Genomic DNA, 14,403 nt, shown 5'->3' with positions numbered 1-14,403 from the left:
TTAAGTTTTTTATAAAAAGGGAAGGATATGAAAAAAATAATTGTAATGTTCATTAGCATATTGGGTTTTTATTCATCAAACGGTGTAGCTGATATTCAATCGGAGGCTTTTTTTTGCAAACAATGTACTAGTAAAGAGGTTGCTAGGACAATTGCCAAAAATGAGTACATTAACCCTAAGAAATGTTATCCAGAAGATCCTAATCGCCCAATGAGCATTGATAATATGATATGTGGCTCTGTTCAGAAAAATGTAGTTTTAGTAAATCCTGTCACAAAAACAGTTTATAGCTTTTTATTAGGGCATAGCAAAGTTGCTCCAACATTTTCTGCTCAAGCATTAGATAGGACACTAACTCAGGATCAAATTGAAGGCTATCAAGCTGTTGTTGATTATAATGAAGCTCTTAGTTATGCGATAAGTAATATTCAGAATTATGAGGCGAATAATATTCAAAATACAATGGTTTTTAATTCAGTGCCAATGACTTCATCATCAGATACTTGCCCTGATAATACAGCTCTATCGATGTTAGTTGATCCAAATAAAATGAATCATCTTAAAGAGTTAATGAATTTATCTCTAATGTTCAACTTAGAAGGTGCTCCGACCGGAGAGGTAGTAAACCGCATTAACAACTCAGGGCGAGTTAGCCCTTCAAGTGTTGGAGTCAACTTAAATGGTGTCAGTTACAATGTGAAATACACTGAAGAAACGAAAAAGCCTGTTTTGATTTGGGAGTTTGAACAAAGTGAAAAAGAAAGCTCATTCAAAGATGGTTTAGTTTTTGACTATGAAATCTACCTTTATGACTCTAATGGTGCTCCACGTACTCGTTACACTGTAATTGATGAAGCATCAAGAGTTGCCGGAATGACCTTGTCTGCTCTAAAAGGTAGTGATACAGGACCTGCACTCATTGATAATGAATGCACTCTTGATAAGTTAGCAGAATTGAATGAAACAGGGGCGTTTACCAATTCGAACGGAGGTGTTGTAGGATTCAATGGTTCATCTGGAGCTACTAACACTATTATCAACGGTAGTGGTGGTGGTGGTGAAACTTGCACGATCTTTTTTGAGCAACATGGAACTGGTCAATCAATAGTATTCCGTGTTCCTAGATCAATGTGTAATTAGAAAAATGCCTTATCTAGGGCTAGATAAGGCATTGGAGGCCAACAGAGGCGTTCGTTACCTAAACACCTTTTGATGGTTAGTGATTAAGCCAAGCTGGTAAAACAGCCACAGACTCTGGGGCGGTAAAGGAGTAGCTCACCGTTGCTGCAATGTCACCGCTAGGGCTATTTAAAATATTATCAAAGCGCATAACTAGGCCATTTGATTTTTCGGCAACATATAAATCATTACCCGTATACATAATATCGACAGGGTTACCTAATTGGCTTGCAGGACCTGCGATATTTACACTTACATTGGTTAAACCACTGGCCATAGCGGCACTATTAATCACATAAATTTTCCCGTCGGTGGCATCGGCTGCAGAACCAACATCAGAAACTATTAGTGAGTCACTTAATGGGTCGTAATCAATACCATGAATATTGGTTGGTGCAGCAAATGCAGTGCCGTCGGATGCTGGGGTAATTAAACGATCTTCACCTGTAATGGTTGTCATACCTGACATCCACTTGCTTTTCACTTCATCAAAAACAGCAATAGTGCCATTGGTAAGTGCAACAAATGCTCTGTCAGTTGATGGATCATAGTCTACATCCCAAGGGCGTGCACTAGCACTGGGTGTTAGGGTCATTAATGGGCTTACATCACCTGTTGCGCAGCTAGAGAAAATGAGAACACCAGGCGTTGTTGCATTAAATTCAGCAACAAAAATCATGCCCGTATCTGAAGCTATATCAATACCTTTTGGTGAGATAATACCAGTACTTGCTCCCATGATTGTTCTATCTTGGTTGGTTGCGTAACTTTCGCCGTTACGCTGTGTTGCAACCTTGTTTGAAATAACGATACCACCCATCGATGTAACTGCATCATCAAATGTTGCATAGCTGGTGCCAGACTTATCAAATGCCACACTTTCAATTGTTTGATTTGCATTATACGTTGCCAGTTCGGCTGTTAAAGGTGCGTTTAAACGACTAATTTGACCTGTTGTCGGACCTACTGTTCCTGGATTACTACTAACAGCTACACCGAGCAGGGGCATGTTAACCATAATACTATCAGAGCTATCTTGCATATTATTATGCATAACGGTTTCTGTTATTGATTCAGGTTTTGTTGTTGGCGTGATGAGATCTGGTGATACATCACCACTTTCGCCTGCAAATATATTACTAAATACTAAAACTGCATCATTTGATTTTTCAGCCACACGCAAGTCGCTGCCAGTAAGACTTATATCCACAGGGTTACCGAGCATAGACATTGGGCCTGCTATATGACGGTCAACCGCTACCATACCATCTGCTTGAGCAGCATTTGAAATGACAAAGAGTGCACCATCTGTTGCATCAGATGCACTACCTACATCAGACAGCACAAGCTTGTTACTAGTCATATCTAAAGCAATACCATGAATATTGACTGAGATTTTTGTACCAGTTTCATCACTTGGTGTAATGGTTCGAGTTGGTGTTGCAGCAAAACCACCCATTACATAACTGTCGTAAACAGCAACATCACCATTAGTTAGTGCGACGTAAAGACGATCATTATTTTCATCGTACGTAAGATCCCATGGTGTTGCATCAGTTACCGTTGTTGCTAATGGTGCTACATCGCCTGCAGCTTCTTTACCAAATACAGTTACTTGCATAGCATTGAAATCAGCAATAAAAACAAGACCATATTTATTAGAGATATGTATGCCCTTCGGATTTACAAGTGTGGTGTTTGTGCCAGTTAATGTACGATCAATATTATTGGTGTACATGCCATCTGCACGGTTTAACACTTGGCATACGGTACTCAGTGCTCCATTTCCAGAATCAGCAGCTTGCACTAAATTACCTAAGCTATCGAAAACAACACCTTCATTAGCACCAGTATTAAATGTTGTGAGTTTAGCGGCATTTTGATCAATGAGGTTGATAGTGCCCGCATTATCTGAGCCATTGTTCGCTAATATAAATGTTGCTGATGCAAAGCCAGGAGCGCCATCGTTGCCATTCATACCATCAGCGCCATTTTGACCATCAGCGCCATTTTGGCCATCGACACCATTAGTACCATCTAGCCCTGCTGCACCTTGAGCTCCCATAGCACCATCTTTACCATCATCTCCATCACACCCTGTAATACCCAGCATCACAGCAAGAGCAATGGCAGAAAACATGACCTTAGATAGTTTTGAATTAGCGAGTTGTTGATCTTTAATAGCTTTACTTTTAATCGTATTCATTTGTCTATACCTTTTAAATATTCCATCAAATGTGAACAAACAACCTGTATTGTTTAACGACAAAATACGTGCTCACGAGTTAACCTCAATGAATAAACGGCTAGCTAAAGATATTGGATGCAAGAAAATAGAAAATAGGTAAGTTATTTTTTATGTGTATGGTTTTAAATAATAAAAAAGGAGCCATGAGGCTCCTTTTTAATGAATTGCGTATAGTTTTTAAGCCATGAACTCTTTAATGCGAGTTAAGATGCCATTGGCATCTAGGCCCATCTCAGCGTGCATTTCATCTTGTGTGCCATGCTTAATGAACTCATCTGGAATACCTAAATTTAAGATAGTCACATCGGCTTTGATTGCAGCCAAATATTCATTCACAGCAGAACCAGCACCGCCTGCAATGGCATTGTCTTCTAAAGTAACAATGACATCATGGCTGCTAAGTAACTCATTAATAGCTTCAGTATCAAGTGGTTTGATAAAGCGCATATCAATCACTGTTGCATTTAGCTCATCTGCGGCTACTTTGGCGCTCTCTAACAGCGTACCAAACGACAAGATGGCCACTTTACTACCTTGTTTGATACTACGCGCTTTACCGATTTCAATCGCACTCATTGTTGATTCAACATCACAATTGCCGGCACTACCACGTGGGTAACGAACAGCGACAGGTTGATTGCATTGGTAGCCAGTGTAAAGCATTTGGCGGCACTCGTTAGTGTCGCTTGGCGCCATAATAATCATATTAGGAATACAGCGCATAAAACTTAAGTCATAGGCGCCTTGGTGAGTTTCACCATCAGCACCAACAATACCTGCACGGTCAATAGCGAATAAAACAGGTAAGTTTTGTAATGCTACATCGTGGATAAGTTGATCGTAAGCGCGTTGTAAAAAGCTTGAATAAATAGCAACAACAGGCTTCAACCCTTCACAAGCAAGGCCTGCTGCAAGCGTTACAGCATGTTGTTCAGCAATCGCCACATCAAAGTATTGCGCAGGATACTCTTTTGAAAAACGCACCATGCCTGAACCTTCACGCATCGCAGGGGTAATTGCCATTAGCTTGTCGTCTTGGGCTGCCATATCGCATAACCAGTCACCAAACACATTTGAGAATGTGGCAGCACCCGGTTTTGATTTTGGTAATTTCGACATGCTCGGATCAAATTTTGGTACGCCGTGGTAGCCAATTGGATCCGCTTCAGCAGGCTTATAACCTTTACCTTTTTGCGTTTTAATATGTAGTAACTGTGGGCCTTTAAGGTTACGCATATTACGTAAGGTATCAACCAACATATTTACATCATGACCATCAATTGGGCCGATGTAATTTAGGCCTAACTCTTCAAAGAACGTACCCGGAATGACCATTCCTTTTAGGTGCTCTTCCATGCGGCTAGCAAGTTCTTTCACAGGCGGTAAACCAGAAAGGAGCTTTTTACTGCCTTCACGAATATTGGTGTAGAAGCTGCCAGATAAAATTCGGGCAAAGTGGTTATTGAGTGCACCTACGTTTTCTGAAATCGACATTTCATTATCGTTTAAGATAATTAACACATTAGGATTAACATCACCCATGTGATTCATTGCTTCAAATGCCATACCAGCAGTGATCGCACCATCGCCAATAACAGCAACGGTTTTACGATCTTTACCTTCTTTTTCTGCAGCAATGGCCATACCTAAGGCTGCTGAAATTGAGGTGCTCGAATGACCAACACTGAAAGTATCGTATGGGCTTTCTTCACGGAATGGGAATGGGTGCAAACCGTCTTTTTGACGAATAGTATGCATTTGGTCACGACGACCCGTTAAGATTTTATGCGGGTATGCTTGATGACCCACATCCCATACTAAACGATCTTCAGGAGTGTTATAAACATAATGCAGTGCAACTGTTAACTCAACAGTGCCTAAACCTGATGCTAGATGACCACTACTTTGCGAAACCGAGTTAAGTAGGTATTTGCGTAACTCTTTACTAAACGCAGGTAACTTGTCTTGCGCTAAATCACGCAGTTGTGCTGGTTCGTCAACCAAACTTAATAATGGATACTTGCTACTATCAAGTGTCATGATTTTTTATACATCCTTCGCTAACCAGAGTGCATTATAGCCGATTGCCGCTCCGATTTTTTAGTTATTTTGTCTTTCTTTTTAGGTATTAATAATTGCGTTCAACAATATAGCTTGCAAGACTCGCCAATTCGCTGGTGTCGTAATCAATAGCCTCAAGAGCTTGATGGGCTTGAGCCAGCAAATCTTGTGCTTTTTGCTTTGCGCCTGCCATCCCTAATAAAGCAGGGTAGGTTGCTTTGTTTGCAGCAACATCGGAACCCTGTGGCTTACCTAATGTTTCAGTATCAGCTTCTACATCAAGGATATCGTCTTGTACCTGAAAAGCCAGTCCAATTGCTTGGCCAAACATGTTTAATTGCGCGAGTGTATGTTCATCACAGCTTTTTGCACTCAATGCACCGAGTGTAATTGCACAATTAAGCAAGGCACCCGTTTTTAGCTGATGAATGCGCTCTAGCTGAGCAACTGTAATTTCTTTATCGGTCGCTTCAATATCCAGTGCTTGCCCACCTACCATACCTTCAATACCTGAGGCTTTGCTTAATGAGGCAATCATTTTTACTTGCTGGCTCGCAGAAACAGCAAATTGATGATTGGCAATTAAATCAAATGCCAGTGTTTGTAAGGCATCACCTGCGAGTATGGCTTGTGCTTCGCCATAGACAATATGACAGGTAGGGCGGCCACGTCTTAAGTCATCATCATCCATTGCTGGTAAGTCATCATGAACTAAAGAATAGCTATGAATACACTCAATAGCGGCGGCAAGAATATCAAGATCGGCCTTGTCCGCGCCCATCATCCGGCCCGTTGCATATACAAGGTAAGGACGTAAGCGTTTACCACCATTTAGAACACCGTAGTGGGTGGCTTCTTTGATGTTTTTTTCGGTATTAAGTGGCTGTTCAAAATAGCGATTTAAATGTGCTTCAACGTCTTCACGAGCGCGTTGTAATTGTTCTTTTAATTGCACTTAATTAGTCCAAGTTTGAATCAAAATTGCTAAGAGGCGCTTGGCTATCGTTACCCATTAAAATGGCAACTTTTTGTTCGGCTTGTTGTAACTTACCAGACGAAGCGTTTGCTAGCGCAATGCCGCGTTCAAATTGTTTTAGTGATTGTTCCAGTGACAATTCACCTTGCTCCATTTGTGCAACAATTTGAGATAATTCATCCAGTGCTTCTTCAAAGCTTAAGTTTTCTGGTTTCTTTGTTGCCATTGTGGCCTCGATAGCTGTTAGAAAGTGAGGCCAATTTTAGGGGGAATGCTAAACTAGGTCAAAGAATGATGTGTTTTTTTACGCATAATTCATTTTTAGTATGCTATTTTTACGATTTTAAATACAGCTTAAACTTGTAGCTTAAAAATCTTACATTAAAATAAAATTAATTCATTTAATGATTTAAGTATTTCAACTGCTTGCCGATAAGCAGTTAATAATAAAAATTTGATACTTGAGTGTATCGTGTAATTGTTCCTCTGGAGGGGTATGTGGATTTAGCAACCATAATAGGTATTCTTGGTGCCATAGGCTTAATTGCTATGTCGATGGTGTTAAGTAGTGATGGCCAAGTTGCAATGTTTTACAACACGCCTTCGGTGGTCATTGTATTTGGTGGTTCGATTTTTATTGTATTATCAAATTTCACCATGGGGCAATTTTTGGGCATAGGTAAAGTGGCAGCAAAAGCTTTTATGTTCAAAATCGAATCTCCGGAAGAATTAATTGAAAAAGCAGTAGAATTAGCTGATTCAGCACGTAAAGGTGGCTTCTTAGCATTAGAAGAAGCTGAAATCCCTAACGGTTTTATGCGTAAAGGGGTCGATATGTTAGTGGATGGTCATGATGCTGATGTCGTTCGCGCCACGCTGCAAAAAGATATTTCTCTTACTGCTAACCGTCATGAACTCGGTGCTGGTTTATTCAAATCACTTGCCGATATTGCTCCTGCAATGGGTATGATCGGTACGCTAATCGGTCTGGTTGCTATGTTATCAAACATGGATGACCCAAAGGCAATCGGCCCAGCAATGGCAGTTGCCCTTTTAACAACTCTCTATGGTGCTTTCTTAGCAAACGTTGTCGCTATTCCAATTCAGGTAAAACTAGAACTGCGTAAAGACGAAGAAGCCCTTAATCAACGCTTAATTCTTGACGCGGTGCTAGGTATTCAAGACGGTCAGAACCCGAAAGTAATTGAAGGTATTTTGAAAAACTACTTAGCCGAATCAAAACGTAAAGTTGATACCGAGGAGTAGAGCATGTCAGATGAAGAGTGCAAATGTCCACCACCGGGTTTACCCGCCTGGATGGGAACCTTCGCAGATTTAATGTCATTATTAATGTGCTTCTTTGTACTCTTGCTTGCTTTCTCAGAAATGGACGTACTGAAGTTTAAGCAAATTGCCGGCTCCATGAAGTTTGCTTTTGGTGTACAAAATAAAATTGAAGTAAAAGATATTCCAAAGGGAACCTCTGTCATTGCCATGGAGTTCACTCCGGGTAAACCTGAACCTACTCCTATTGAAACGATTCAACAACAAACCGTAGAAATGACGCAACAAATGCTTGAGTTTCAGGCTGGCGACGAAAGCTCCGCCGGTGGTCGACAAGAACAGCGCGGTAATAAACGTGGTGGTGAATCGCAAAGTACGGCTCAGCAACAAGCTTTAGAACAGTCAATTTCTGCGGCTGATCAAGAACAAACAAATGAACTTGTGAAGAAAATTGCTCAGCAACTAGAACAGCAAATTATGGATGGTGCGATTGAGCTCGAGTCATTAGGCCAGCAAATTATTATTCGCATTCGTGAGAATGGTTCATTCCCATCGGGTAGTGCTTTTTTACAGCCAAAATTTAAACCTATTATTCGTGATATTGCTACGCTGTTAAAAGATGTGCCGGGTGAAATAACCGTGTCAGGTCACACTGATGACTTCCAAGTATCGAATGAGCTTTATACTAATAATTGGGATTTATCATCAAAACGTGCGGTGGCAGTTGCCAGTGAAATGGAAAAAGCGCCAGGGTTTGATAAGTCCCGTATGATGGTAGTCGGCCACGCAGAAACGAGGCCTCTAGTACCGAATGTAACCGACGAAGATCGCAAGCGAAATCGCCGTGTTGAAATCTCTATTATGCAAGGTAAAGCACACGAATCTGAACCTATTGATGTAAGGCAGTAAATCAATTAAAGTTAAGCCTCATTAACAAATGTAATAGAGAATAAAAATGAAAAAAGTTGATAAATATAGCTACATGCCTGGTAATGGTAGTGGCGACGATGATGGTAAAACAGATTAAGGTTAGTTAATTTTGCCTGATTGGTTTGTATATACCATCTCAATTTTGAATAATAGCTGGGTGTTCATTCTGAGCCCTGCTATTTTCGTTTTCTACCTCCGCAAAGATTGGCAGGCATTCCACTTTACCGTAATAACAGCATGTTTCTTTTTATACGGTACCTTAATTCATAGCGGCTTACGTGAATTTGATGACATTTATATTTGGCGCTATGTCGTTTGGGCTTTTAATGATATTGCTTGGATGGCAATCATTGCTTACTTAGGTATTAAAGATAAAGTCTACTTATGGCAAAGTGTTTTAGGGCAGTTGGTTGTGATAATGGCGCCTATTTTGCAACTGTTCCGTTTAGTTGACCGCCACCTTTGGGATTTGTCTTACAGCACTTACATGTATAAGACCCTGCTACCGCTAATCAATATTGGTACTGTGGTCGTATGTTACCTACCACTTATCTATCTTTTTACTCGACGAAGCCAGCAAGCTTAAGGCGTTTCTTCGTTAAAAATCCTGTGCTAGACTACTGTTTATAAAAACAGTATTTAGTGTTGCGTTATGAAACTTTACATTGCCGAAAAACCATCCTTGGCACGAGCCATTGCAGATGCTCTACCAAAACCACAAAAAAAACATGATGGTTATATAGAGCTTGGTAATGGAGATTGTGTCTCTTGGTGTATTGGTCATTTACTTGAGCAAGCAGAGCCCGATGATTACGATGCAAGTTTTAAAAAATGGCGATTTGAGCATTTACCTATCGTGCCAGAACAATGGCAATTAAAACCTAAAGCAAAAACACGCAAACAACTTACTGTACTAAAAAAGCTCATTAAGCAGGCAAGTACAATAATTCATGCTGGCGACCCTGATAGGGAAGGCCAGCTATTGGTTGATGAAGTGATCGAACAGGTTAAACTTAGCCAAGCCAAAAAACAGCAAATTCAACGACTCTTGATCAGCGACTTAAACTTAAGTGCAGTTAAAAAAGCACTGAATAATTTGAAATCGAACCGCGATTTTATTCCTTTGAGTGTGTCTGCCTTAGCTCGATCACGTGCCGATTGGTTATTTGGCATGAATTTAACTCGAGCCTATACGCTTGCTGGGCAAAAAGCTGGATTTGGCAATGTGCTATCTGTTGGGCGTGTTCAAACGCCTATTTTAGGTTTAGTCGTTAATCGTGATAATGAAATCGCTAATTTTGTAGCAAAACCTTTTTACGAAGTTTTAGCGCACCTTGCAACTCAGCAGCAGCAAACATTTGCTGCAAAGTGGCAACCAAGTAAAGCATGTGAACCTTATCAAGATGAAGAAGGGCGAGTATTGCATAGGGGGCTTGCTGAAAATGTTGTGTCACGCATAACTAATCAACCAGCTAAAGTGGTTGAGCTTGAGCAAAAGCAAAAAAAACAACAGGCACCGCTACCTTATAATTTATCCGCTTTACAGATTGATGCGGCAAAGGCGTTTTCAATGCCTGCACAAAAAGTGCTAGATACTTGCCAAAACTTGTATGAGCGTCATAAGTTAATTACGTACCCTCGTTCAGATAATCGCTATTTACCAAAAGATCATCATAAAGATGCCGCGAGTATTATTGCCGCCATCGCTAATAATGAAGGTCAAGCAATTAAAGCTTGTAAGCAAGCTGATAGCAGTAAGCGGAGTAAATGTTTTAATGACAGCAAAGTGGCAGCTCACCACGCTATTGTTCCTACCGAAAAACAACTTCGCTCAGCGTCCTTAAATAGTGATGAACAAAAAATCTATCGCTTGATCTGTCGTCATTATTTAATCCAATTTTATCCAGACTATCTATTTAACGAAACCAAAATAACGGTTGAAATTGCGGGTGGGCTTTTTAAAGCAGCAGCTAAGCAAGATGTTAGCTTAGGCTTTAAAATATTAATGGGCAAAACAGAGTTAAAAGATGAGCAAACCTTACCACCACTTGAAAAAGGTCAACAGCTGCATTGCAATCAAGGTGAAGTAGTAGACAAAATGACGACACCGCCAGCGCATTTTACTGATGCGACCTTATTAAGTGCCATGACAGGCATCAGTCGGTATGTGAAAGACCCAGAAATTAAAAAGATCCTTAAGGAAACAGATGGTCTTGGTACTGAAGCTACGCGAGCCGGTATTCTTGAGCTTTTATTTAAACGCCGTTTTTTAAAACGTCAGGGTAAAAACATTCTGGCTACCGCAACAGGTAAAGCACTCATAAGTACATTACCAGAACAGCTTGCTAGCCCTGACTTAACAGCTAAGTGGGAAGCATCGTTAGGTAATATCGCTGAACAGCATATGAGTTATCAGCAATTTTTAACACCATTGTTGGAAGAGTTACATGCTTTAGTTGAGCAAGCCAAGCAATGCGATAGCCAAGTCTTTGCCCAGTTACCAAAAACGCCGCAAAAGCGACGTTTTAAAAGGAAGGCTAAGCCCAGAGCTAAGTCAGCCTAAACTACTTTTTGTTGAATAGGGCAACCGCGGCGTTACTCATTGCTGTAATTCCAGTAGGAAGTGCTTTTTTGTAATCAGGTGCAAACTTACTTGAGTGTAAAGAAGGTAATGTTGCGCCAGATTGCATTGCTGAGTCATATTGACTCGGTTCAACACCGCCTAACCAAAACAAAGTAATCGGCACATTTTGTTCTGTACGGCCATAAAGGCCAAAGTCTTCACCGGCCATGACTGCTTCAGTTTCAAGTACATTGTCTTCACCAATAGCCTTAGCAATTGCTGAACGCACTACATTGGTTTGTGCAGGATTGTTATAAGTTGAAGGAATTGACTCATCTTCATGCACATAGACTTCTGGTGCTAAGCTTTCGTCAAGCCCAGCACTTAATGCGATGCCTTTAGTAATTCGTTTAATTGCCGCGATTTGTTGTAAACGAACTTCAGGGTTATAGCTACGCAATGTAAGTTGTAGTTTTACTTCATCTGAAATGACATTGTGTTTAGAGCCTCCATGGATTGAGCCAACGGTGATCACTGACGGCTCGAGTGGTGACAATTCGCGACTAGTAATAGTTTGCAGTGCCAATACAATACGTGAAGCAATCACAACTGGGTCTATTGTTGTGTGTGGGTAGGCACCGTGACCGCCTTTGCCCTTTACTGTAATATCAACAGAGTCAACACTTGCCATTGTATATTCAGTTTTCATGCTAACTTTACCAGCAGGAACACTTGCACTTACATGCAAACCAATAACATGATCTGGAGTAGGGTACTTAGTGAAAAGCCCTTCTTTAAGCATTGCTTTTGCACCACCGCCAACTTCCTCTGCAGGTTGTGCGACCATCATTAACGTACCTTGCCACTGATCTTTATGTGTCATTAACTGTTGTGCTGTGCCAATAAATGAGCTCATGTGAATATCATGACCACAACCATGCATTACGCCAACGGTTGCACCAGCATCATTTGTTACAGTCACTTTAGAAGCGTAAGGTTTTCCAGTTTGCTCAACAATTGGTAGTCCATCAGTATCAGTGCGGATCATTACTGTAGGGCCATCACCGTTTTCATAAATACCAACAACGCCATAACCACCTACATTATCTGTAACAGTAAAGCCCAGTTGTTTTAATTGCTTTGCAAGCTTTTGGCCCGTTTCTTTTTCATGGTAAGACAGCTCAGGAGATTGATGTAAGTCTAAATAGAGCTTTTCAATTTCAGGCATAGTCTTTTGAAGGTTTAAATCGAGCGTTGTTGCTTGTGCGAATGGACTAAGAAGTAATAAAGCTGCAGAAATAGCAGATAATTTCATAATGACCTCGACCCGTGGGGCTTGTAATTGTTATGTTTGTCACTATATAAAAACCTAAATACTTATATAGTGCAATCAATCAAATGAATAATATGATAAACCTTACCCCACAAAATTTGCAGCAAGCATTGGGTGAAACGTCAGCTGAAAAGCTAGTGCTACTTACTTTTTACTCTGCGCAAAACCCAGAGTGCCATCAGCAAGCTGTAATTTTAGAGAAAATAGCAAATGAGTATGGTGAGCATTTATTAGTAGCGACATTAGATTGCGATGTTGAGCAAGCTCTTGCAGGGCAACTTGCGCAGCAAATTGGTTTACAAGCATTACCAACGCTTGTGATGTTAAAAGATTCAGCACCTGTCGATATGTTACCGGGTGCTCAAACAGAACAGCAAATTCGCGATGCGCTAGCTAAACATTTACCAGCTCAATACGAGTTATTATTAGAGCAAGCTAAGCAAGCGTTAATTAATCAAGATCTAAATAATGCCTTTAACTATGCAAAGCAGGCTTATGAACTTGATCCAAATCACACACGTGTAAAGTTAGTTTTAGCTGATATCTGTATTCAAATTCATAAATTAGAAGATGCACAAGCATTATTAGATTCGGTTGCAGAAAACGAACGTGATGCGTATTTCACAAATATTCAAGCAAAATGTGAACAAGCATTAGCTGCCACTGATTCGCCAGAGATAAAAGCACTGCAGGATAAAGTTGAAAAATACCCAAATGATTTAGAGATAAAAGTAGAACTAAGTAATGCTCTTAATAGCGCGGGTCGTAAAGAAGAAGCACTAGAGATGTTATTTAATGTACTTAAAAAAGATCTTAACTACGCAGATGCAAAACCAACCTATCTAGAAATTATCGCTTCTTTACCTGATGGCGATGCCTTGGCATCTAAGTATCGTCGTAAGTTATATAGTATCTTGTACTAATTAAGAGTTGATTGATAAAAGCGCCACTAAGATTGTGGCGCTTTTTTTATTTAAAAACTTGCGTATTACCTAATTTCGATAATACTTAAGATCCTCTCGAGAAAAGTTGGCTGTATTTTGTACAGTAAACTGTGTTTTTTACTGCCTTTAGCTTGTTTTTTGCGCGAAAGGTAAGTTTTTAGTAGTTTTCTACAAAAAGTGCTTGCGTTAATTCTTCGCATCCCTATAATGCGCATCCACTGACACGGCGGGCAGCAATGAAAAAGGCTGAACAAAGTGACAGAGGGTTAAGTAAAACTTCGGTTTAAAACGGTCTAAAAAGAAAGTTTAAAATTAAGTGTTGACTCGAAAAATTAAGGATGTATTATACGCATCCCTAGCGACAACGTCGCAACGTTCTTTAACAATATAAAGCAATCATCTGTGTGGGCACTCGTACAGGTTGAGTTCTAACAGCGAAGCTTAGTTTACTAAGTAACGCAAACAAATTTAGAGTCTCAAATGTAACTGAGTGACTTCATAGTCAATTCGATATCGAAAGATATCAAAATCAGAATTCATTGAGCATGGTTTGAAGTTTACTTCAAACAAAAAACTTTTAATTGAAGAGTTTGATCATGGCTCAGATTGAACGCTGGCGGCAGGCCTAACACATGCAAGTCGAGCGGTAACAGAGAGTAGCTTGCTACTCTGCTGACGAGCGGCGGACGGGTGAGTAATGCTTGGGAATATGCCTTATGGTGGGGGACAACAGTTGGAAACGACTGCTAATACCGCATGATGTCTACGGACCAAAGTGGGGGACCTTCGGGCCTCACGCCATAAGATTAGCCCAAGTGGGATTAGCTAGTTGGTGAGGTAATGGCTCACCAAGGCGACGATCCCTAGCTGGTTTGAGAGGATGAT

At 40.5% G+C, this 14,403-nt stretch carries 11 protein-coding genes and 1 rRNA gene; 7 read left to right on the top strand and 5 right to left on the bottom strand.

Annotation, left to right across the window (positions count from 1 at the left end; genetic code table 11):
* Positions 1-27 precede the first annotated feature (27 nt).
* A complete protein-coding gene (locus IMPJCBKJ_RS00355) occupies positions 28-1,140 on the top strand; it encodes a hypothetical protein (protein ID WP_166338119.1) in 1,113 nt (370 codons plus the stop codon).
* 76 nt (positions 1,141-1,216) lie between these two features.
* Here IMPJCBKJ_RS00355 and IMPJCBKJ_RS00350 read toward each other — a convergent pair whose 3' ends face one another.
* The 4 genes from IMPJCBKJ_RS00350 to xseB all read right to left on the bottom strand — a co-directional run bounded on the left by IMPJCBKJ_RS00350 (position 1,217) and on the right by xseB (position 6,690).
* The gene (locus tag IMPJCBKJ_RS00350; protein WP_166338117.1) at positions 1,217-3,385 is read right to left on the bottom strand and encodes a collagen-like protein; all 2,169 of its coding nucleotides are present in this window, start codon (positions 3,383-3,385) and stop codon (positions 1,217-1,219) included.
* A gap of 219 nt (positions 3,386-3,604) precedes the next feature.
* Positions 3,605-5,467 carry a 1-deoxy-D-xylulose-5-phosphate synthase gene (gene dxs / locus IMPJCBKJ_RS00345; protein WP_166338115.1) on the bottom strand — a complete coding sequence of 621 codons (1,863 nt, stop codon included), beginning with the start codon at positions 5,465-5,467 and terminating at the stop codon, positions 3,605-3,607.
* Positions 5,468-5,555: 88 nt separating this feature from the next.
* Positions 5,556-6,443, bottom strand: coding sequence for a (2E,6E)-farnesyl diphosphate synthase (gene ispA, locus IMPJCBKJ_RS00340; RefSeq protein ID WP_054552566.1), 888 nt, complete (start codon positions 6,441-6,443; stop codon positions 5,556-5,558).
* Between the two features lie 4 nt (positions 6,444-6,447).
* Complete coding sequence (gene xseB, locus IMPJCBKJ_RS00335) at positions 6,448-6,690, bottom strand: exodeoxyribonuclease VII small subunit (RefSeq protein WP_054552565.1); 243 nt, start codon at positions 6,688-6,690, stop codon at positions 6,448-6,450.
* Between the two features lie 272 nt (positions 6,691-6,962).
* Between xseB and pomA the strand changes: the two genes are divergently transcribed.
* From pomA to IMPJCBKJ_RS00315, 4 genes are all read left to right on the top strand, one after another.
* Positions 6,963-7,730: a flagellar motor protein PomA gene (pomA, locus tag IMPJCBKJ_RS00330; protein WP_054552564.1), complete on the top strand. Its 768-nt coding sequence runs from the start codon at positions 6,963-6,965 to the stop codon at positions 7,728-7,730.
* A gap of 3 nt (positions 7,731-7,733) precedes the next feature.
* Positions 7,734-8,657 carry a flagellar motor protein MotB gene (locus tag IMPJCBKJ_RS00325; protein WP_054552563.1) on the top strand — a complete coding sequence of 308 codons (924 nt, stop codon included), beginning with the start codon at positions 7,734-7,736 and terminating at the stop codon, positions 8,655-8,657.
* Between the two features lie 130 nt (positions 8,658-8,787).
* Positions 8,788-9,264: a hypothetical protein gene (locus IMPJCBKJ_RS00320; protein WP_138600416.1), complete on the top strand. Its 477-nt coding sequence runs from the start codon at positions 8,788-8,790 to the stop codon at positions 9,262-9,264.
* 66 nt (positions 9,265-9,330) lie between these two features.
* Positions 9,331-11,241: a DNA topoisomerase III gene (locus IMPJCBKJ_RS00315; protein WP_166338113.1), complete on the top strand. Its 1,911-nt coding sequence runs from the start codon at positions 9,331-9,333 to the stop codon at positions 11,239-11,241.
* A 1-nt stretch (position 11,242) separates the two neighbouring features.
* Here the strand turns inward: IMPJCBKJ_RS00315 and IMPJCBKJ_RS00310 are convergent, their stop codons facing one another.
* Positions 11,243-12,556, bottom strand: a complete 1,314-nt coding sequence (locus IMPJCBKJ_RS00310) for an amidohydrolase (protein ID WP_166338111.1) — start codon at positions 12,554-12,556, stop codon at positions 11,243-11,245.
* Between the two features lie 83 nt (positions 12,557-12,639).
* Here IMPJCBKJ_RS00310 and IMPJCBKJ_RS00305 point away from each other — a divergent pair, with 83 nt between their 5' ends.
* Entirely contained in the window at positions 12,640-13,497 is an 858-nt protein-coding gene (locus IMPJCBKJ_RS00305; protein WP_166338109.1) for a tetratricopeptide repeat protein, read from the top strand.
* Positions 13,498-14,096: 599 nt separating this feature from the next.
* Positions 14,097-14,403: ribosomal RNA gene (locus IMPJCBKJ_RS00300) — 16S ribosomal RNA — on the top strand; the annotation flags it as partial.

It is taken from the genome of Pseudoalteromonas sp. MB47, assembly GCF_011319765.1.
Classification (GTDB): domain Bacteria; phylum Pseudomonadota; class Gammaproteobacteria; order Enterobacterales; family Alteromonadaceae; genus Pseudoalteromonas; species Pseudoalteromonas simplex.
Note: the sequence above shows the minus strand (reverse complement) of the source record. Positions and strands in the feature narration are given on the sequence as shown.

Bases quoted from the DNA above. Each gene is read 5' to 3' on its own strand.
- IMPJCBKJ_RS00355 (WP_166338119.1), top strand. From the start codon at position 28: ATGAAAAAAATAATTGTAATGTTCATTAGCATATTGGGTTTTTATTCA.
- IMPJCBKJ_RS00350 (WP_166338117.1), bottom strand. From the start codon at position 3,385: ATGAATACGATTAAAAGTAAAGCTATTAAAGATCAACAACTCGCTAAT.
- dxs (WP_166338115.1), bottom strand. From the start codon at position 5,467: ATGACACTTGATAGTAGCAAGTATCCATTATTAAGTTTGGTTGACGAA.
- xseB (WP_054552565.1), bottom strand. From the start codon at position 6,690: ATGGCAACAAAGAAACCAGAAAACTTAAGCTTTGAAGAAGCACTGGAT.
- IMPJCBKJ_RS00325 (WP_054552563.1), top strand. From the start codon at position 7,734: ATGTCAGATGAAGAGTGCAAATGTCCACCACCGGGTTTACCCGCCTGG.
- IMPJCBKJ_RS00315 (WP_166338113.1), top strand. From the start codon at position 9,331: ATGAAACTTTACATTGCCGAAAAACCATCCTTGGCACGAGCCATTGCA.
- IMPJCBKJ_RS00310 (WP_166338111.1), bottom strand. From the start codon at position 12,556: ATGAAATTATCTGCTATTTCTGCAGCTTTATTACTTCTTAGTCCATTC.
- IMPJCBKJ_RS00305 (WP_166338109.1), top strand. From the start codon at position 12,640: ATGAATAATATGATAAACCTTACCCCACAAAATTTGCAGCAAGCATTG.